At 73.2% G+C, this 19,100-nt stretch carries 18 protein-coding genes; 11 read left to right on the forward strand and 7 right to left on the reverse strand.

What is annotated here, in order from left to right; genetic code table 11:
- On the reverse strand, nt 1-987 hold a 987-nt coding region (locus tag C3486_RS33030; protein ID WP_181138777.1), incomplete at its 3' end, for a PucR family transcriptional regulator ligand-binding domain-containing protein.
- Nucleotides 988-1,292: 305 nt separating this feature from the next.
- On the opposite strand from C3486_RS33030, the gene C3486_RS33035 reads away from it, so the two are divergent.
- The 6 genes from C3486_RS33035 (at nt 1,293) to C3486_RS37575 (ending at nt 8,397) form a co-directional block, all read left to right on the forward strand.
- Nucleotides 1,293-2,195 (forward strand): xanthine dehydrogenase family protein subunit M, encoded by a 903-nt coding sequence (locus tag C3486_RS33035; RefSeq protein WP_103836553.1) that lies wholly within the window; start codon nt 1,293-1,295, stop codon nt 2,193-2,195.
- Nucleotides 2,186-2,803 carry a (2Fe-2S)-binding protein gene (locus C3486_RS33040; protein WP_103836554.1) on the forward strand — a complete coding sequence of 206 codons (618 nt, stop codon included), beginning with the start codon at nt 2,186-2,188 and terminating at the stop codon, nt 2,801-2,803. Before C3486_RS33035 ends, C3486_RS33040 begins: the two co-directional genes overlap by 10 nt.
- 2 nt (nt 2,804-2,805) lie before the next feature.
- The gene (pucD, locus tag C3486_RS33045; protein ID WP_103836555.1) at nt 2,806-5,190 is read left to right on the forward strand and encodes a xanthine dehydrogenase subunit D; all 2,385 of its coding nucleotides are present in this window, start codon (nt 2,806-2,808) and stop codon (nt 5,188-5,190) included.
- A gap of 230 nt (nt 5,191-5,420) precedes the next feature.
- Nucleotides 5,421-6,860: an NCS2 family permease gene (locus C3486_RS33050; protein WP_103836556.1), complete on the forward strand. Its 1,440-nt coding sequence runs from the start codon at nt 5,421-5,423 to the stop codon at nt 6,858-6,860.
- A gap of 80 nt (nt 6,861-6,940) precedes the next feature.
- Nucleotides 6,941-8,134 (forward strand): XdhC/CoxI family protein, encoded by a 1,194-nt coding sequence (locus C3486_RS33055; RefSeq protein WP_103836557.1) that lies wholly within the window; start codon nt 6,941-6,943, stop codon nt 8,132-8,134.
- Nucleotides 8,135-8,241: 107 nt separating this feature from the next.
- Nucleotides 8,242-8,397 (forward strand): hypothetical protein, encoded by a 156-nt coding sequence (locus C3486_RS37575; RefSeq protein WP_181138778.1) that lies wholly within the window; start codon nt 8,242-8,244, stop codon nt 8,395-8,397.
- A gap of 9 nt (nt 8,398-8,406) precedes the next feature.
- On the opposite strand, the gene C3486_RS33060 is transcribed toward C3486_RS37575, so the two are convergent.
- Both C3486_RS33060 and C3486_RS33065 read right to left on the reverse strand, forming a co-directional pair.
- Entirely contained in the window at nt 8,407-10,101 is a 1,695-nt protein-coding gene (locus C3486_RS33060) for a SpoIIE family protein phosphatase (protein WP_103836558.1), read from the reverse strand.
- Between the two features lie 126 nt (nt 10,102-10,227).
- A complete protein-coding gene (locus tag C3486_RS33065; protein ID WP_103836559.1) occupies nt 10,228-11,067 on the reverse strand; it encodes a helix-turn-helix transcriptional regulator in 840 nt (279 codons plus the stop codon).
- Between the two features lie 93 nt (nt 11,068-11,160).
- On the opposite strand from C3486_RS33065, the gene C3486_RS33070 reads away from it, so the two are divergent.
- Together C3486_RS33070 and C3486_RS33075 are read left to right on the forward strand one after the other, a co-directional pair.
- A complete protein-coding gene (locus C3486_RS33070; protein ID WP_103836560.1) occupies nt 11,161-12,846 on the forward strand; it encodes an AMP-binding protein in 1,686 nt (561 codons plus the stop codon).
- Entirely contained in the window at nt 12,843-14,528 is a 1,686-nt protein-coding gene (locus C3486_RS33075; protein WP_103836561.1) for an AMP-binding protein, read from the forward strand. Before C3486_RS33070 ends, C3486_RS33075 begins: the two co-directional genes overlap by 4 nt.
- Here C3486_RS33075 and C3486_RS38380 read toward each other — a convergent pair.
- Genes C3486_RS38380 through C3486_RS33090 form a run of 4 tightly spaced genes read right to left on the reverse strand, consistent with a single transcriptional unit; the run spans nt 14,511 to nt 16,345 of the window.
- A complete protein-coding gene (locus C3486_RS38380) occupies nt 14,511-14,966 on the reverse strand; it encodes a hypothetical protein (protein ID WP_258053152.1) in 456 nt (151 codons plus the stop codon). The genes C3486_RS33075 and C3486_RS38380 overlap by 18 nt on opposite strands.
- Entirely contained in the window at nt 14,926-15,309 is a 384-nt protein-coding gene (locus C3486_RS38385) for an MBL fold metallo-hydrolase (protein ID WP_258053153.1), read from the reverse strand. Before C3486_RS38385 ends, C3486_RS38380 begins: the two co-directional genes overlap by 41 nt.
- Complete coding sequence (locus tag C3486_RS33085) at nt 15,306-15,935, reverse strand: TetR/AcrR family transcriptional regulator (RefSeq protein ID WP_103836562.1); 630 nt, start codon at nt 15,933-15,935, stop codon at nt 15,306-15,308. Before C3486_RS33085 ends, C3486_RS38385 begins: the two co-directional genes overlap by 4 nt.
- A gap of 41 nt (nt 15,936-15,976) precedes the next feature.
- Nucleotides 15,977-16,345: an MmcQ/YjbR family DNA-binding protein gene (locus C3486_RS33090; RefSeq protein ID WP_103836563.1), complete on the reverse strand. Its 369-nt coding sequence runs from the start codon at nt 16,343-16,345 to the stop codon at nt 15,977-15,979.
- A gap of 159 nt (nt 16,346-16,504) precedes the next feature.
- On the opposite strand from C3486_RS33090, the gene C3486_RS33095 reads away from it, so the two are divergent.
- The 3 genes from C3486_RS33095 to C3486_RS33105 all read left to right on the forward strand — a co-directional run.
- Nucleotides 16,505-17,287: a glucose 1-dehydrogenase gene (locus C3486_RS33095; RefSeq protein WP_181138779.1), complete on the forward strand. Its 783-nt coding sequence runs from the start codon at nt 16,505-16,507 to the stop codon at nt 17,285-17,287.
- 207 nt (nt 17,288-17,494) lie between these two features.
- Nucleotides 17,495-18,103, forward strand: a complete 609-nt coding sequence (locus C3486_RS33100; protein WP_219822275.1) for a helix-turn-helix domain-containing protein — start codon at nt 17,495-17,497, stop codon at nt 18,101-18,103.
- A 220-nt stretch (nt 18,104-18,323) separates the two neighbouring features.
- Nucleotides 18,324-19,100 (forward strand): FAD-binding oxidoreductase (locus C3486_RS33105; RefSeq protein ID WP_258053154.1); only part of this gene is annotated, 777 nt, incomplete at its 3' end.

The raw sequence follows: 19,100 nt of genomic DNA on the forward strand, positions 1-19,100 counted from the left end.
CTCCACGCGCGCGACCACGACCTGCCAGTGCGGCGCTGTGCCGAGCCCGGGCAGCAGCACGGGTGCGGCGACCCGCAGCCGGGCCGCGATCTCGGCGGGCGGCGCACCCGTCTGGACCAGCTCCAGGACTTCCTGCGCGAGCCGGCGGCGCACCGTGCGGGCCGCGTCGCGCCGGTCCCGCTCCACGGCGATCAGCTGGGTGACGCCGTGCAGCAGGTCCAGCCGCTCCGCCGGCCAGTCGCCGGCGTCCGCCTCGACCGCCAGCAGCCAGTCCGAGAGCACGGTCTCGCGCAGGTCACGGCCGCCGCTGCGGATCGGGAAGAGCGAGTACGTGGTGTTGCCGAGCAGGACCCGGTGCGGGCTGCGGCGCCCGCTGCGGGCGGCCGCCAGGTGCTCGCCCGCCAGCCGGGCACCGGCCGCGGTCCCGTCGGCGGGGCCCGCCCCGCCGCCCGGCGCGGCGCCCGCGATCCGCCGTCCGGTGGGGGAGAGGACCCAGGCGCGCAGGTCGAGGTCGGAGCCCAGCAGGTCCAGGACGACCTCGGGGCCGCCGCCCGCCGGGCCCGAGGTCATCAGGCGGCGGTGCCGGTCGACGACGGCGGCCAGGTCGCCGGCGCGCTCGCCGGAGACCTGCCGTACGACGTACTCGGTGACGGTGGCGAAGGAGACCGACTCGGCGACGGAGAAGAGGGGCAGGCGGTGGCGGGCGCAGGCCGCGATCAGGTCCTCGGGGACCGGGCCCAGCTCCGCGGTGCCGGCCGCGAGACCGGCCACCCCGGCGGTGGCAAGGATCCGGACGAAATTCTCGGAGTCCTCGGGCTCCCGCCGCCAGGCGAGACCCGAGAGGACCAGCTCGCCGCCGGAGAGGTAGCGGCTGGGGTCCCGCAGGTCGGTGGTCATCACACCCCGCACCGTGCGGTCCAGTTCGTCCTCGCCCCCGAGAAGCCGCAGGCCAAGGGATTCGGTGTCCAGAAGTGCGCGGAGCCGCATGACCTTCGCCCGCCGATCTTTCCGTCTCGTGTTGCCGGTGGAATACCGCGAGGTTGCCGCGCCCCGCTTTTCGTTCGAATCTACAAGACAGGTGCCCTGGCCAGCCAACCGCTTCATGGTTTCGGTGACTGCACCGGGCGGCCGCTCGGCGCGTGTACTGGGTCACATCGCGTGAACGGAAGATGAACTGCCCGCCGGACGGCGGCTGGATGACGACGGCGGCGGCTCCGCCGCGGCGGACCCCGTTGACACCGGCGACCGTAGGCAGCACAGCACGATTTTCCCGAGAAGGAAGAGAGTCACCCATGGACTTCCTTCGCCCCGCCAGCTGGGAGGAGGCGCTCGCCGCAAAGGCCGAGCACCCCACCGCTGTGCCGATCGCGGGCGGTACGGACGTGATGGTCGAGATCAACTTCGACCACCGCCGCCCCGAGTACCTGATGGACCTGAACCGCATCGGTGAGCTGCGGGAGTGGGAGACCGGCGCCGACACCGTACGGCTCGGCGCCTCCGTGCCGTACACGCAGATCATGGAGCACCTCCGCGCCGAGCTGCCGGGCCTGGCCCTCGCCTCGCACACCGTCGCCTCCCCGCAGATCCGCAACCGCGGCGGCGTCGGCGGCAACCTCGGCACCGCCTCACCGGCGGGCGACGCGCATCCCGCGCTGCTGGCCTCCGGCGGCGCGGTCGAGGCGGAGTCGGCGGCCCGCGGCCGCCGCATGATCCCCATCGACGCGTTCTACACCGGCGTGAAGCGCAACGCCCTGGAGCCGGACGAGCTGATCCGCGCCGTCCACCTGCCGAAGGCCACAGGGCCGCAGCAGTTCTCCAAGGTCGGCACGCGCAACGCCATGGTCATCGCGGTGTGCGCGTTCGGCATCGCGCTGCACCCGGAGACGAGGACCGTACGGACCGGCATCGGGTCCGCCGCACCGACCCCGGTACGCGCCCAGGAGGCCGAGACCTTCCTCGCCGCGGCGCTGGAGGAGGGCGGTCACTGGGAGTCCGGCGCGCCGCTCCCGGTATCCGTCGCGAAGCAGTTCGCGCAGCTCGCGGCCGGCGCCTGCAATCCCATCGACGACGTACGCGGCAGTGCGGCGTACCGCCGGCACGCGGTCGGCGTGATGGCCCGCCGCACGCTCGGCTGGGTCTGGGAGTCGTACCGCGGCGAGGGCCGCACCGCACAGGGAGGTGCACAGTGCGCGTGACGTTCACCGTCAACGGCCGCGAGCAGACGGCCGACGACGTCTGGGAAGGCGAGAGCCTGCTGTACGTGCTCCGCGAGCGGATGGGCCTGCCGGGCTCGAAGAACGCCTGCGAGCAGGGCGAGTGCGGCTCCTGCACGGTCCGCCTGGACGGGGTGCCGGTGTGCGCCTGCCTGGTGGCGGCCGGACAGGCCGAGGGCCGCGACGTGGTCACCGTCGAGGGCCTGGCCGGCTTCGCCCGGCAGCGGGCGGAGCGCGGCCGCTGCGGCACGGGGGTCTGCAGCGGCCCGGGCACCACCCTGGACGAGGCCCGGGCCTGGACCGCGGCGCCCGCCGGTCCGGGCGACGGCCGGCCGGGTGAGCAGGCGCGGCTCTCGCCGGTCCAGCAGGCGTTCCTCGACGCGGGCGCCGTGCAGTGCGGCTTCTGCACGCCGGGCCTGCTGGTCGCCGCCGACGAACTGCTGGAGCGGAACGCGCAGCCGTCCGACGCCGACATCCGCGAGGCGCTGTCGGGCAACCTGTGCCGCTGCACCGGCTACGAGAAGATCCTCGACGCGGTCCGGCTCGCGGCCGCCCGCGGCGGGACCGACACCGCAGGAACGGGGGCCTGACCATGGCCGGAGTCACCCGGACACCCACCGGGCTCACCCAGGGCAGCAGCACCCCGGCCGGCGTCGGCGCGTCCACGCTGCGCCCGGACGGCACGCTGAAGGTCACCGGCGAGTTCGCGTACTCCTCGGACATGTGGCACGAGGACATGCTGTGGGGCCACACCCTGCGCAGCACCGTCGCGCACGCCGAGATCCGCTCCATCGACACCTCCGAGGCGCTGGCGCAGCCCGGCGTCTACGCGGTCCTCACCTACGACGACCTGCCGACCGCGGTGAAGCACTACGGCCTGGAGATCCAGGACACCCCGGTGCTCGCCGACGGCCGGGTACGGCACCACGGCGAGCCGGTGGCGCTGGTCGCCGCCGACCACCCGGAGACGGCCCGGCGGGCCGCCGCCAGGATCAGGGTCGACTACGCGGAGCTGCCGCTCATCACCGACGAGGCCTCGGCCACCGCCGAGGACGCCCCGCTGCTCCATCCGGGGCGCAAGGACGCGCACGCCGGTCATGTGCCGCACCCGAACATCGTCCACCGCCAGCCCATCATCCGCGGCGACGCCGACGAGGCCGCGCAGCGCGCGGACGTCATCGTCACCGGCGAGTACGAGTTCGGCATGCAGGACCAGGCGTTCCTCGGCCCGGAGTCCGGGCTCGCGGTGCCGGCCGAGGACGGCGGGGTCGACCTGTACGTCGCGACCCAGTGGCTCCACGCCGACCTGCGGCAGATCGCGCCGGTCCTGGGCCTGCCGCCGGAGAAGGTCCGGATGACGCTCTCCGGCGTCGGCGGCGCCTTCGGCGGCCGCGAGGACCTGTCGATGCAGATCCACGGCTGCCTGCTGGCGCTCCGCACCGGCAAGCCCGTGAAGATCGTCTACGACCGGTTCGAGTCCTTCTTCGGGCACGTCCACCGGCACCCCGCCAAGCTCCGGTACGAGCACGGCGCCACCAAGGACGGCAGGCTCACCCACCTGAAGTGCCGCATCGTGCTGGACGGCGGCGCGTACGCCTCGTCCTCCCCGGCGGTGGTCGGCAACGCCTCCTCGCTCGCCGTCGGCCCGTACGTCGTCGACGACGTCGACATCGAGGCCCTCGCGCTCTACACGAACAACCCGCCGTGCGGCGCCATGCGCGGCTTCGGCGCGGTCCAGGCGTGCTTCGCGTACGAGGCACAGATGGACAAGCTGGCGGCGGCGCTCGGCATGGACCCCGTCGAGCTGCGGCAGCGCAACGCCATGGAGCGGGGCTCGGTCATGCCGACCGGGCAGGTCGTCGACTCGCCCGCGCCGGTCGCCGAGCTGCTGCGCCGGGTCAAGGCCAGGCCGCTGCCGCCGGAGAACCAGTGGGAGACCACCGAGGGCGCCGACGTCCGCGCGCTGCCCGGCGGCCTGTCCAACACCACGCACGGCGAGGGCGTCGTCCGCGGCGTCGGCTACGCCGTCGGCATCAAGAACGTCGGCTTCTCCGAGGGCTTCGACGACTACTCCACCGCGCGGGTGCGGATGGAGGTCGTCAACGGCGAGCCGGTCGCGACCGTGCACACCGCGATGGCCGAGGTCGGCCAGGGCGGCATCACCGTGCACGCCCAGATCGCCCGTACCGAGCTGGGCGTCCAGCAGGTCACCATCCAGCCCGCCGACACCCGGGTCGGCTCGGCCGGCTCCACCTCGGCGTCCCGGCAGACCTACGTCACCGGCGGCGCGGTGAAGAACAGCTGCGAGGCCGTACGCGAGCAGGTCCTGCAGAGGGGCCGGGTCAAGTTCGGCACGTACCACCCGGCGTGGGCCACCGCCGAGCTGCTGCTGGAGGGCGGCAAGGTCGTCACCGACGCCGGCGAGGTGCTCGCGGACATCGCGGACGTGCTGGGCGAGGAGGCCGTGGAGGCGGACCTGGAGTGGCGGCACCGCCCCACCGAGGCGTTCGACCCGGAGACCGGCCAGGGCTTCGGCCACGTGCAGTACTCCTTCGCGGCGCACCGCGCGGTCGTCGAGGTCGACACCGAGCTGGGCCTCGTCAAGGTCGTCGAGCTGGCCTGCGCGCAGGACGTCGGCAAGGCGCTCAACCCGCTCTCCGTCGTCGGCCAGATCCACGGCGGCACGACCCAGGGCCTGGGCGTCGCCGTCATGGAGGAGATCGTCGTCGACCCGAAGACCGCGAAGGTGCGCAACCCCTCGTTCACCGACTACCTGATCCCCACGATCCTGGACACGCCCACCATTCCGGTGGACGTCCTCGAACTTGCCGATGAGCACGCTCCCTACGGGCTGCGTGGCGTCGGCGAGGCGCCGACCCTGTCGTCGACCCCGGCAGTCCTCTCCGCGATCCGGGCGGCGACCGGGCTGGCGCTCACGAAAACGCCGGTGCGGCCAGAACATCTCACCGGCACGTGAAAAGCCTCCGGGCGGTACGGATATTTGGGGTGTCCTGTCCGTCCTCCCGCGGTTCGTACCGCCCGGAGTTTCCCCCACGTCAGCCGCGCCTCCTAGGATCCGTCCTCGGCGCCGCATCTGGCTGAAAAACGTTCGTCTCGGGCCGTCCCCCGGGTCGTGCGGCCCGCTCCATCCCAAATCTCACATTCCCCCCTTGTGAGTGCCCCTATGAACCTTGGGAGATAGGCACCATGACCCAGCCCACCATCGAGCCGACCACGGCGGAGGACGCCGGCGCGGGGACGCGTCAGCCCTCCGGCCGGTCCTGGCTCGACCGGTACTTCCACATATCCGAGCGCGGTTCGACCCTCGGCCGGGAACTGCGCGGCGGCATCACCACCTTCATGGCGATGGCGTACATCCTCCTGCTCAACCCCGTCCTGCTCAGCGGCAAGGACGCGGTGGGCGGCACGCTCCAGCCGGGCGCCGTCATCACGGCGACCGCCTTCGCGGCCGCCATCGCGACCCTGCTGATGGGCATCGTCGGCAAGGTCCCGCTGGCGCTCGCCGCCGGTCTGAGCGTCTCCGGCGTCCTCGGCACCCAGGTGATCAGCTCGATGTCCTGGCCGCAGGCCATGGGCATGTGCGTGATCTACGGTGTCGTGATCATGCTCCTGGTGGTCAGCGGCCTCCGCGAGAAGATCATGAACGCGATCCCGCTCGGCCTCAAGCACGCCATCACCATCGGCATCGGGCTCTTCGTCACCATGATCGGCCTGGTCAAGGCCGGGTTCGTCGGCCTCGGCAACGCCTCGGCTCCGGTCACCCTCGGCGTACACGGCCACCTCTCCGGCTGGCCCGTGCTCGCCTTCTGCATCACCCTCGTCGTCATCTTCATGCTGCTGGCCCGCAACATCCCCGGCGCGATCCTGATCGGCATCGCCGTCGGCACCGTCTTCTCGCTGGTCGTCACCGCGGCCTTCGGGCTGGGCGACAAGCAGTGGGGCCTGGCCACGCCCAAGCTGCCGGACAACGTGGTCTCCACCCCGGACTTCGGCCTCTTCGGCAAGATCGAGTTCGGCGGCTTCGCGGAGCTCGGCGCCACCACCGTCGGCATGGTCGTCTTCACCCTCGTGCTGGCCGGCTTCTTCGACGCCATGGCCACGATCATCGCGGTCGGCCAGGAGGCCAAGCTCGCCGACCACCTCGGCCGGATGCCGGGCCTGAACAAGGCGCTGCTCATCGACGGCGCGGGCGGCGCGATCGGCGGCGTCTCCGGTGCCTCCGGCCAGACCGTCTTCATCGAGTCCGCCAGCGGCGTCGGCGAGGGCGCCCGTACCGGCCTCTCGGCCACCGTCACCGGCCTGCTCTTCGGCCTGGCGCTGCTCTTCACCCCACTGGCGGAGATCGTGCCCGCCCAGGTCGCGTCCGCCGCGCTGGTCGTCATCGGCTCGATGATGATGCAGAACGCACGGCACGTGGACTGGCGCGACCGGTCCGTGGCGATCCCGGTCTTCCTGACCGTGGTGATCATGCCGTTCACGTACTCGATCGTGAACGGTGTGGCCGTCGGCGTCATCTCGTACTGCGCGATCAAGCTCGCGCAGGGCAAGTGGCGTGAGCCGGGACCGCTGATGTGGATCCTCGCGCTGGTCTTCATCTTCAACTTCGCGTTCAACAACGTGGGGTAGGGAGACCCGCTCGCGCCGGGCGCCGTGCCCGGGCGGAGGCCGCATCGGCCCTCCGCGCAACCGCAGACAAGGAGCTGGACATGCTGGACATCGCCGATGAGCTGCACCGGTGGGTCGAGCAGGGACGCGACTTCGCCGTGGCCACCGTGGTCGGCGTCGGCGGCAGCGCGCCCCGGCAGCCGGGCGCCGCACTGGCCGTCGACCGCGACGGCACGGCGATCGGGTCCGTCTCCGGCGGTTGCGTGGAGGGCGCGGTGTACGAGCTGTGCCGACAGGCCCTGGAGACCGGCGAGCCGGTGCGGGAACGGTTCGGTTACAGCGACGAGGACGCCTTCGCCGTGGGCCTGACCTGCGGCGGCGTCATCGACATCCTCGTCACCCCGGTACGCGCGAGCGCCCCGGAGCCATCGGGGGGGCCGGACGACCCCCCGGCCCCGGTGGACAGCACCTCCAGGACGCTCGCGGCCGCGGCGGCCGCCGCCGTCTCCGCTGAGGCGGCGGCCCTCGCGCGCATCGTCTCCGGCCCGGCCGGCCTGCTCGGCCGGGCCCTCCTGGTCCGCGCCGACGGCAGCCACACCGGCAGCCTCGGCGGCCACCCCGCGCTGGACCGCACCGCGCTCGCGGAGGCGCGCGCCCTGCTGGACGCGGGCCGCACCGCCACCGTGGAGATCGGCGCCGACGGCAGCCAGTGCGGCGTCCCGCTCACCCTGCTCGTGGAGTCCTCCGTGCCGCCCCCGCGGATGCTGGTCTGCGGCGCCATCGACTTCGCCGCCGCCCTCGTACGGGCCGGCAAGTTCCTCGGCTACCACGTCACCGTCTGCGACGCCCGGCCCGTCTTCGCGACGCGCGCCCGCTTCCCCGGCGCCGACGAGGTCGTCGTCGACTGGCCGCACCGCTACCTCGACACCCAGCAGCTGGACTCCCGCGCCGTGCTCTGCGTCCTCACCCACGACGCCAAGTTCGACGTGCCGCTGCTGGAACGGGCGCTGCGGCTCCCCGTCGCGTACGTGGGCGCCATGGGCTCCCGCCGCACCCACCTGGACCGGCTGCGCCGGCTGCGCGAGGCCGGCCTCACCGACCGGGAGCTGAGCCGCCTCCGGTCCCCGATCGGCCTGGACCTCGGCGCCCGTACGCCCGAGGAGACCGCCCTGTCGATCGCCGCCGAGATCGTCGCCGTCCGCCGCGGCGGCACCGGCGTCCCGCTCACCGGTGCCCATACCCCGATCCATCACGACACATCGGTCACCGCACGCCGTATCGGTTCCGTTGCCTGAGACAGCGGGTGCCGCTCCCGGAAAGTGGACGATAAGATCGGCGGCCGGCCGTCCGCGCCATACGTGGGCGGCTGTCGCCATGTCCGAGAACGAAGGAACACTGCACGATGAACTCGCCGGACAGACCCCTCACCCCGATCTACGACCAGCTCATCAACGAGCAGGGTGACGTCGCCACCGAGGCGCGCGAGTACGCCGAGAAGACCGAGCGGGAAGCCAACGAGGTACTGGACTTCGGCATGCCCGCGCCCTCGGCGCAGTAACACCCGCTCTCAGCCGTCGCCCGGGACGCGCAGTGCCAGCAGCGCCACGTCGTCCTCGTTCGCGGCGTACAGGGCGCGGCTGATGAGCTGGTCGCAGAACTCGTCCAGCGAACGGTCGGCGAGCGCGGCGGCGAAGCCGGCCAGCTGCGCGAGCCCCTCGCTCAGCGGCAGGCCACGCGCCTCGATCAGGCCGTCCGTGTAGAACACGACGGTGCTGCGCGGCGGCAGCGTCCGCACGAAGTCGGTACGCGGCGGCGCCAGCTCCGTACCGAGCACCGGGTCGGCCGTCTCCTGCTCCAGGAAGCACACCCGGCCGTCGTCGTGCACCAGCAGCGGCGGCGGGTGCCCGGCGTTGGTCCAGCGCAGCAGCCAGTCGCCGGCCCGCTCCACCTGGGCCAGGATCATGGTCGCCAGCTGGACGTCGCTGATGTGCACCAGCGCCCGGTCCAGCCGGTCGACGGTGACCGACGGCGCCTCGGCGTGCTCCCAGGCGAGCGCCCGCAGCATGTTGCGCACCTGGGCCATGCAGGCGGCCGCCTGCAGGTCGTGCCCCACCACGTCCCCGATGACCAGCGCCGTCTTCCCGTCCGGCAGCCGGAACACGTCGTACCAGTCACCGCCGACCCGCGAGGCGTGCGGCGCCGGGTGGTAGCGCACCGTCATCTCCAGGCCCTCGACGTGCGGCAGCGGCGGCAGCAGATGGCGCTGCATGGTCTCGGCGACCCGCCGCTGCCGCTCGTACAGCTGCGCGTTGTCCACGGCCAGCCCCGCCCGCCGGGCGATGTCGTCGACCAGCGCCAGCTCCGCCGCGTCGAACGGCTTCTGCTGCGCCGTACGGACCAGGGTCAGCGCGCCGAGCACCTTGCCGGGCCCGCGCAGCGGCGCGATCACCGCCGACCGCATCCCGATGGCCCGGAACATCTCGCGCTGCTGGACGGCGACGCCGGAGTCCGGCGGCCCGGCGTAGTCCTCCGGCGAGACGATCCGCGGCGCGGCCCCGCGCAGCACGCTGGACAGCGGCATCCGCGACGACTCCAGCACCGGCGGCATCGGCCCGGCCAGCTCGTCGACCCGGACGTGCCGGCCGTCCACGTGGTGCACCACGGCCACCCGCCGCAGCGAGTTCTGCTCCTCCAGCAGATCGACCACCGCCCAGTCCGCCAGTCGGGGGACGACCAGCCGTACGAGGCGCTTCAGCGACTCGTCCAGGTCGAGGGTGGAGGTGAGCACGGCGGTGGTCTCGGCGACCATGGTCAGCCGGTCGGCGAGGTCGGTCAGGGCCGCGACGTTCGCCGCGTCGGCGGGCTCGTGCGCCTGCTCGGGGGGCTGCTCGAAGAACACCACGACGGCACCGCCCGGCGCCCCGTCCACCTGGTACGGCACCGACAGCCCGCCGACGCAGAGCAGCCCGCCGTCCCCGCGCGCGAACCACTGGCAGCCGTCCAGCAGCACCGTCTCGCCGGCCAGGAACGCCTGCAGCAGGGGGCAGTTCGGCCGGGGCAGCCGGGTGCCGTCCGGATTGCGGTGCAGCAGCTCGTGCGGGTCGCCGCCGAGCAGCTCGGCGGCCGGGCGGCCCAGCATCTCCTCGGCCCTGGCGTTCACCCGTGCGATCCGGCCGTAGGCGTCCTGTACGTAGACGGCGGCCGCCAGACTGTCCAGCAGGCCGGTGTCCGCCTCGCTCCCGGTCGTCGCGGGACCTGACACGGGGGCCTCCTCACTGACGCCACACTCACCGACGGGCGTTTCCAGCGTCTCGCAGGACGGCCGCCGCGTCCCGTCAGGAGACCGCCGGACAGAGCAGCGGGCCGGCCCCCGCCGGGACCCCGCCGGTCAGGGCAGCAGGCCGGCCCGGCGGGCCGCGACGACCGCCTGCAGCCGGGTGTGGGCGCCCAGCTTGCGCATGGCGGAGCGCAGGTACCCCTTGACGGTCTCCGGGCGCAGCCCCAGCTGCTCGGCCACGGCCGCGTTCGTCGCGCCGGAGGCCACGCAGGACAGCACGTCCACCTCGCGCGGCGAGAGGCTGACCGGGGCGGCCTCGCGGGACCCGCCCGAGGCGGCCGCGAGCCGCCCGCAGGCCGCCAGCATCTCCTGCCGCAGCAGCGGGTCGCCGACCCGCTGGGCCAGGGCGCGCAGCGCGCCGTGCGCCTCCCTGACCTCCTCCCACATCACCGGATCGGCGGCGGTGGGCTGCCGGGCCACCGACAGCAGCCGCTCCGCCTCGTCCTGCACCACCAGCGCCTGCTCCAGCTCCCTGGCCGCCTCCAGCGCAGCGGACAGCGGCCGGTCACCCAGCTGCAGCGGCTGCCGCAGCGCCCCGTACAGCACGCCGCGCACCCGCCGCCGGACCACGACCGGCACGGCCAGCACGGACCTCAGCCCCTCGGCCGCCACCGCCGCGTCGTACTCGTGGCTGATCACCACCGAGGAGTGGTAGTCGGTGACCGCGAAGGGCCGGGAGCGGGCCGCCGCCTTGCCGCCCAGGCCGTTGCCCGTGTCGATGTGCAGGCCGCGCAGCGCGGTGGTGGCGGTACCGGTCAGCTCCTCGATGCGGAACCGGCCGCTGCCCGAGAGCAGCCCGCCGAACGCCACGGGCAGCCCGCTGGCTCTGCGCAGCCGCAGCAGCGCCGCCCTGACCTCGGCGGACTCGTTCCGTTCCGCACCGTTCCGCACGCGTCAACCTCCGCTTCCCCCCGTTCGGGGGTGGTGAGACCTGCGTCACTGATTACACGATGGCCGGAAGCCGCGGGGCAATGAGGAGGACACATGGCGGACACGCGCGGGACGAGCGCGACGGAACAGTTCCGGGCAGCACGGGACTTCCTGCTGCGGCACCGGGAGGACTACGACGCCGCACGCGAGGGCTTTTCCTGGCCGCGGCCCGAGCGCTTCAACTGGGCGCTGGACTGGTTCGACGCCATCGCGCAGGACAACGAGCGGCTCGCGCTGCACATCGTGGAGGAGGACGGCCGGGAGACCCGGCTCACCTTCGAGGAGATGCGCCGCCGCTCGAACCGGGCGGCGAACTGGCTGGCCTCGAAAGGAGTACGCGCCGGCGACCGCATCATCGTCATGCTCGGCAACCAGGCCGAGCTGTGGGAGACCGCGCTCGCCGCGATGAAGCTGCGCGCCGTCGTGATCCCCGCGACGCCGCTGCTCGGCCCCGCCGACCTCACCGACCGCGTCGAGCGGGGCAATGCCCGGCATGTGATCGTGCGGTCCGCCGACCTCGCCAAGTTCGACGGCGTGCCCGGTGAGTACACCCGGATCGCGGTGGGCGGCGCGGCGCCGGGCTGGCTCGCGTACGAGGAGGCGTACGACAGCCCCGACGCCTTCGAGCCCACCGGGCCGACCGCGCCGGACGACCCGCTGATGCTGTACTTCACCTCCGGGACGACCGCCCGCCCCAAGCTGGTGGAGCACACCCACACCTCGTACCCGGTCGGCCACCTGGCGACGATGTACTGGATCGGCCTCAAGCCCGGCGACGTGCACCTGAACATCTCCTCGCCGGGCTGGGCCAAGCACGCCTGGTCCAACCTCTTCGCGCCCTGGAACGCCGAGGCCACCGTCTTCCTCTTCAACTACACCCGGTTCGACGCGGCCCGGCTGATGGCGGAGATGGACCGGGCGCACGTCACCAGCTTCTGCGCGCCGCCCACCGTCTGGCGCATGCTGATCCAGGCCGACCTGAGCGCCCTGAGGACCGCGCCCCGCGAGGTCGTCGCGGCCGGCGAGCCGCTCAACCCCGAGATCATCGAGCAGGTCCGGCAGAGCTGGGGCGTGACCATCCGGGACGGCTTCGGCCAGACCGAGACCGCCGTCCAGGTCGCCAACACCCCCGGCCAGCCGCTCAAACCCGGCTCCATGGGCCGCCCCACGCCCGGTTACGACGTGGTGCTGCTGGACCCGGTGACCGGCGAGCCCGGTGACGAGGGCGAGATCGCGATCGACCTGCGCAGCCGCCCGGTCGGCGTGCTGGCCGGCTACCACGGCGACCCGGAGCGCACCGCCGAGGCGATGGCCGGCGGCTACTACCGCACCGGCGACATCGGCTCCCGGGACAGCGACGGCTACCTGACCTACATCGGCCGCGCCGACGACGTCTTCAAGGCCAGCGACTACAAGATCAGCCCGTTCGAGCTGGAGAGCGCGCTGCTGGAGCACGAGGCGGTCGCCGAGGCCGCCGTGGTGCCCGCGCCCGACCCGGTGCGGCTCGCCGTGCCCAAGGCGTACATCGTGCTGGCGGCCGGCTGGGAGCCGGGCCCGGAGACCGCCAAGGCGCTCTTCGCGCACTCCCGCGAGGCGCTGGCCCCGTACAAGCGCGTCCGCGTCCTGGAGTTCGCCGAGCTGCCCAAGACCGTGTCCGGCAAGATCCGCCGCATCGAGCTGCGCGAGCGCACCGCGAGCGGTGACCGCGGCGCCGAGTACCGCGAGGAGGACCACCGATGAGCACCGCAGAGCAGACCACGGCGCCGGACGGCCGTCCGCTGTCCTACGAGAGCGGCGAGCGCGACCGCCCGCTGCTGGACCGCACCATCGGCGCCGACCTGGAGCTGGCCATCGAGCGGTTCGGCGACCGCGAGGCCATGGTCGACGTGGCCGCCGGCCGGCGCTGGACGTACGAGCAGTTCGGCCGGGCCGTCGACGAGGTCGCGCTCGGCCTGCTCGCCCGCGGCGTCACCAAGGGCGACCGGGTCGGCATCTGGGCGCCCAACTGCGCCGAGTGGACGCTGGTCCAGTACGCCACGGCCCGCATCGGCGCCGTCATGGTCAACATCAATCCGGCCTACCGGGTGCACGAGCTGGCGTACGTGCTGAACCAGTCGGGCATCGAGCTGCTGGTCGCCGCGACCGCGCACAAGTCCAGCGACTACCGGCGGATGGTGGAGGAGGTCCGCCCGGACGCCCCCCGCCTCCGCGAGGTCGTCTACATCGCCGACCCCACCTGGGAGGAGCTGCTCGCGGCCGGTACGTCGGTGCCCGCGGCGCGGCTGGCGGAGATCGCGGCGACCCTCACCCCGGACGACCCGATCAACATCCAGTACACCTCCGGCACCACCGGCTTCCCCAAGGGCGCCACCCTCTCGCACCGCAACATCCTCAACAACGGCTACTGGGTGGGCGAGACGGTCGGCTACACCGAACAGGACCGGGTCTGCCTGCCGGTGCCCTTCTACCACTGCTTCGGCATGGTCATGGGCAATCTCGCGATCACCTCGCACGGCGCCTGCTCCGTCATCCCCGCGCCGTCCTTCGACCCGGCCGCGACGCTGCGCGCCGTCCAGCAGGAGCGCTGCACCTCCCTGTACGGCGTCCCGACCATGTTCATCGCCGAGCTGAACCTCCCCGACTTCGCCTCGTACGACCTGAGCACGCTGCGCACCGGCATCATGGCCGGCTCGCCCTGCCCGGTGGAGGTCATGAAGCGGGTGGTCGCCGAGATGCACATGGCGGAGGTGTCCATCTGCTACGGCATGACCGAGACCTCGCCGGTCTCCACCCAGACCCGCAGGGACGACGACCTGGAGCACCGCACGGAGACCGTCGGCCGGGTGCTGCCGCACGTCGAGGTCAAGGTCGTCGACCCGGTGACGGGGGAGACGGTGGCGCGCGGCGAGCCCGGTGAACTGTGCACCCGCGCCTACAGCGTGATGCTCGGCTACTGGGAGGAGCCGGAGCGCACCGCCGAGGTCATCGACGCGGACGGCTGGATGCACACCGGTGACCTGGCCGTCATGAACGACGACGGCTACCTCCGCATCGTCGGCCGCATCAAGGACATGATCATCCGGGGCGGCGAGAACGTCTACCCGCGCGAGATCGAGGAGTTCCTCTACTCCCACCCCAAGATCGCCGACGTCCAGGTGGTCGGGGTGCCGGACGAGAAGTACGGCGAGGAGATCGCCGCCTGCGTGATCCTCAAGGACCCGGACGCCACCCTCACGCAGGCGGAGCTGGCCGACTTCTGCCGCGACCGGCTCGCGCACTACAAGATCCCGCGCTACCTCGACCTCCTCGACTCCTTCCCGATGACGGTCAGCGGCAAGGTCCGCAAGGTCGAACTCCGCGACCGGCTGGCGGAACAGGTGCGGGACGCCGCAGAACGGGAGGGCTCAGCCGGCCAGGCGTGAGAACACCCAGGGGTCGTGCGCGTTGACCACCGTGATGCCCTCCTCGCGTGCGGCCCCGGCCAGCCGCCGCTGGTTGGCGATCCGCAGCCCGGCGTCCACCTGCGCGTCGAGCTGGATGAGGTCCAGCAGCGGGTGCGAGGACGGGTCCTCAGGGGCGATCTCGCGGTGGTAGAAGTAGGCGTCCCCGGCGTGCAGCAGCCACCGCTCCCCGTCGCGCACGGCGATCCCGGCGTGCCCCGCGCTGTGCCCGCCCAGCGGTACGAGCAGGAAGTCCGGGCCCAGCCCGGCCAGTTCGCGCACGCCGGTGAAGCCGGCCCAGGTGTCGCCGCCCGCCCCGTACGTCTCCCAGCGCGGCCCGTGCGCCCAGTGGGCGGGGCGGTAGCGGCGGCTGGGGGCCTCAGCGGCCGCGGCCGTCAGCTCGTCCTCCCGTACGTGCACCGTCGCGTGCGGGAAGTCGGGCAGCCCGACCGGTGTGGTCCACGTCCAGGTGGGTCACGGCGACGTGCCGTACGTCCTCGGCGCCGAAGCCGAGCCGTTCGACCTGGCGCACGGCCGGCTCGGCGGGGTCGAGGCCGGGCGCCGCCAGTTCCCGCCACTCCGGGTCGAGGGTGTTCTGCGGGCGGCGCACGTCCTCGGTGCCCAGCCCGCTCTCGATCAGCACGAGTCCGTCCGACTCCGTCTCGACGAGCAGGCAGTGGCAGACGACGGGCAGCGGCCGCGGCCCGTCGTACGTCGCCTCGATGGTGGCCATCGAGCCGCAGTTGAGGTGGTGGACCTTCATGGCTTTCCCCCGGTGGTGGCCGTCGTGAGCTGTGCCTCGATGAGCGTGCCGACCCGTTCGGCGACGGAGTGCAGGACGCCGGCGTCGCGGCGGACCCGGGCGAGCAGCAGGGCGCCCTGCACGGACGAGAGCGCGAGGTCGGCCAGGGCTGTGGCCGTCTCCTCGGACGCGCCCCAGTCCGCCAGCCGGTCCCGCAGAGCGGCCAGCCAGCCGTCGTACGTGGCCGCGCAGGCGTCGTGGATCGGCCCGGCGTCGCCCGCCTGCTCCAGCGCGACGGTGGCGACCGGACAGCCGTCCCGGTAGCCGGAGGCCGTGAGCCCTTCGGCCAGCAGGGCGCCGAGCGCGGTCACCGCGGCGCGCGGCCCGTCCGCCGCCGCCACCGCCGTGGCCATCCGCGCGCCCAGGTCGCCGCCCGACAGCACCACCGCCTCGGCCGCCAACTGCTCCTTGCCGCCGGGGAAATGGAAGTACAGCGAGCCCTTGGGCGCGCCGCTCTCCGCCAGGATCTGGTTGAGCCCGGTGGACCCGTACCCCTGCCGCCGGAACAGTCCGGCGGCCGTCCGCAGTATCCGGGCGCGCGTCTCCTGCCCGCCCGGACGCGTCCTGTTCCCCCCTGAAGGTGTCATGACGGCGACTCTAGACCGACCGGTCTAGAGAGAACAAGGGCTCACGGCCGGTCCAGTCGCAGTCGTTCCGCGCGGGGCAGGCCCGCGACCACCAGGTCGTAGGAGTCCTCGATCAGCTCCCGTACCAGAGCGTCCGGGAGGCCGCCGGTGAGCGTGACGGTGTTCCAGTGCCGCTTGTTGAGGTGGTAGCCGGGGACGATCTCGGGGTGTGCGGCGCGCAGCCGCACCGCCTCCTCGGGGTCGCACTTGAGGCTGACGGTGAGCGGGTCGGCGGCGTCCAGCGAGGAGAGCGCGAAGATCTTCCCGCCCACCTTGTAGACCGCCACGTCGGGGTTGCCGGGGAAGGGGAACTCCTCCACCGAGCCGTTGAACTCCAGACAGAAGGCGCGCAGCGCGCGGTGATCGAACATGCGGTCATTATCCGGAGCGGACAAGCACACGACCGGCCAATGTGGCCGCCCGGCGGGGCGGGCGCCGCCGGGGAGGACTGATCGCGCACGGCTCTTGACCTGTCTACTCGTCATATGGCTGATTGAAAGGCCCTTGACGAGGTGATGGAGGAAAGCTCTGTGCTCACGCTCGAAGGCAAGACCGCGGTCATCACGGGTGCGGCCCGCGGCCAGGGCGAGGCCGAGGCCCGGCTGTTCGCCCGGCTCGGCGCGCGGGTGATCCTGGCCGACGTGCTGGACGAGCCCGGGAAGCGGGTCGCCGACGAGATCGGCGAGGCGGCGCGCTACCTCCACCTCGACGTCACCGACGAGACGGGCTGGCAGGCGGTGGTGGCCACCGCGACCGCGGAGTTCGGCGGCGTGGACGTACTGGTCAACAACGCGGGCGTGCTGCGCTCGATGCCGCTGGCCGACGAGAGCGTGGAGAACTTCGAGCGCACGCTGCGGATCAACCTCGTCGGCCCGTTCCTCGGCATCAAGGCGGTTCAGGAGGCGATGGCGGCGGCCGGCGGCGGGTCGATCGTCAACATCTCCTCCGTGGGCGGCCTCACCGGCATTCCCCGCACCGGCGGCTACGGCGCGTCCAAGTGGGGGCTGCGCGGCCTGACGAAGGTCGCGGCGCTGGAGCTGGGCCAGTACGGCATCCGGGTCAACTCCGTGCACCCGGGCGTCATCGACACCCCGATGCTCGCCGAGGTGGCGGCCACGGCGGACGCGGGCGTGGCACCGGGCATCGCGCTGGGCCGCATCGGCCTGCCGGACGACGTCGCGGGCCTGGTCGCCTTCCTCGCCTCGGACGCCTCCGCCTACCTGACCGGCGCCGAGATCGCCGTGGACGGCGGCTCCTCGGCGGGCCCGGTGCCGCCCGCCGCCGCACAGGGCGCGGCGGCCGCTGTGGGATAGCTCTCGCCCGCCGTTCCGGGAGGGGCGAACGGGGCGTCACGCGACAGAACGGGCGCACGGTAACGGCTGGTTCACGGCTGTTCCGTGCGCCCTTCTCGCTGCAGCGGCGCTCCGTAGACTGTTCGGAAGGGCGAACGGCAGAGCGCAGGCGGCCGTTCGGTTGACGGAACAGGCGCGCGGCCGTGTCGCCGCGGAAGGGCGGGCAGGGTGAGCGTCCCCGAGGGCTCGATCCGGGACATGCTGGCGGCGAACCTGAAGCGCGCCAGGGCGCAGCGGGGGCTCTCGCTCTCCGAGCTGTCCCGGCGCTCCAGGATCGGCAAGGCGACGCTGTCGCAGCTGGAGTCCGGCACCGGGAACCCCACCATCGAGACGGTGTTCAGCCTCTCCCGCGCCCTGGAGGTGCCGATCTCCGGGCTGCTGGACACCCGCCCCGCCGACGGCCCGACCGTGGTGCGCGCCGCCGACGTGGAGGTGCTCAGCGGTGAGGCGGTGGACCTGCGGCCGCTGCGCCGCTTCGAGCCGGGCGACGGCGGCTTCGAGGTGTACGACCAGCAGGTGCGGCCGGGCGCGCGGCAGGACTCGCTGGGTCACGTCGGCACCGAGCACACCATCGTGCAGGCCGGCCGGCTCGCCGTGGAGGTCGAGGGCGAGCGCTTCGAGCTCGGCCCCGGCGACTACATCGGCTTCGACGCCTCCCGGCCGCACGCCTACACGGCGCTGGGCGGCCCGGTCCGCTCGGTGCTGCTGCTCCGCTACCGGACGGGGCAGCGGCCCGAGGGCGGCGAGACGCACCCGGTGCTGGGCCCGCACGCCTGACGGTACGAGGGCCCCACCCCTGACGCTGCGGAGGCCGCACCCCTGACGGCACGGGGGAGCACACAGCTCGCGGTACGGGGGGGGCGCACACCCAGCGGCGTACGAGGGCCCGGGTATTGACTGACGCGCCGTCAGGGCAATTCCGTGTCGGCCCCATTGACCATGCCCCCGGCTCCTCCTAGCCTCGCAGCGTTCGGTAAAGCGAACGAAGGAGCGGCCTATGCGGTCGATGAACGGAACGCGGGTGGTGATCCTCGGCGCCGGCATCGTCGGCGCGGCCTGCGCACGCGAACTGGCCCTGGCCGGCGGCTTCGACGTGACGGTCGTGGACCGGGGCGGCGCCGCCGAGGCGACCACCGCGCACGGCGAGGGCAACGTCCTCGTCTCCGACAAGGGGCCCGGCCCCGAACTCCGGCTCGCGCAGCTCTCCCGCCGGCTGTGGCCGGAGGCGCTGGCCGCCGTCGCGGAGCGCTCGCCCCGCGCCGCCGACGCCGTACGCGCCGTCGAGTGGGACCCCAAGGGCGGCATCGTCGTCGCCACCACCGAGGCGGGCGCGAAGGAACTCACCCGCTTCGCCGAGGAACAGCGGGCCGCAGGGGTACGTGCCGAACCCCTGGACGCCGCAGCGCTCGCCGCCGCCGAGCCGCACCTCACCCGCGACCACACCGCCGCGCTGCACTACCCGGAGGACGCCCAGGTCCAGCCCGCCGCAGCGGCCGCCGCGCTGCTCGGCGACGCGCTCGCGCACGGCGCCGTGCTCCGCACCGGCTGCGAGGTGCTCGGCGCCCGCACCCGCGGCGGCCGGCTCACCGCCGTCCGCACCACCGAAGGCGACCTCGCCGCCGACCTCTTCGTCAACGCCGCGGGACCCTGGTCCGGCCGGCTCGCGGCCCGCCTCGGCGCCCCCGTCGACGTCCGCCCGCGCCGCGGCGACATCCTCGTCACGGCGCCGCTGCCGCCCACCGTCTTCCACAAGGTCTACGACGCCGACTACGTG

The organism is Streptomyces sp. Ru73, from assembly GCF_002920575.1.
In the GTDB taxonomy this organism is placed as follows: Bacteria; Actinomycetota; Actinomycetes; order Streptomycetales; family Streptomycetaceae; genus Streptomyces.